General features: G+C 50.9%; 1 protein-coding gene. It reads right to left on the reverse strand.

Annotation, left to right across the window (positions count from 1 at the left end; translation table 11 throughout):
- Window positions 1-439, reverse strand: a 439-nt coding sequence (locus tag AB1L17_RS31480; RefSeq protein ID WP_412848846.1) for a DUF1173 family protein, incomplete at its 3' end; no start/stop codon positions are given.
- Window positions 440-572 lie beyond the last annotated feature (133 nt).

Consider the following 572-nt stretch of genomic DNA (forward strand, 5'->3'; position numbering starts at 1 on the left):
CCAGCTTGTACCAGTCGAAGACGAATGAAGGAAACAAGCGATGACGATGCGTTTGTTCTTCCGTTTTAACCCCGGTTTGATTCCCTGTCTCCCGGCTTTTCCCTGTTTGTGTACCTGTTTCCGGGAACAGCTTGATATGAACGATCAAGCGATCGCCAATCTTTTCGACTGCTCGCCTCTCCCCTGTTCGGGACCGTTCTACCTCCCCGTAGTAAGGACAAGCAGGTGTATGTTTGTCGGCGTTTTCGGGATTGTTGACCAACGTATAGCGTCCATGAGGCGTTTTTCGCACGTGCATCTCCGCTCGCATGGCATATGCCTGACACGCGCATTGTATCCGCGGCTTTTGTTCATGCCATTGTTTCAAAACGGTTTGATCGTAATCTGTACCGGAGCGATACACATCTTCGGTTATCAACTGGCCGTTTACAAAAATCACCTTCCCGACACCGCCTCGTCCAGTCTTTCCGATACGCGCATCAACTGCCCTACTATATCATGGACGCGTTCCCGCACCACGGCGTCCATCAGGTTATCAAAAAACGGGAGGAGATCTTGTTCCAGTCGTTCAA

Source organism: Brevibacillus jepli, from assembly GCF_047229145.1.
In the GTDB taxonomy this organism is placed as follows: Bacteria; Bacillota; Bacilli; order Brevibacillales; family Brevibacillaceae; genus Brevibacillus.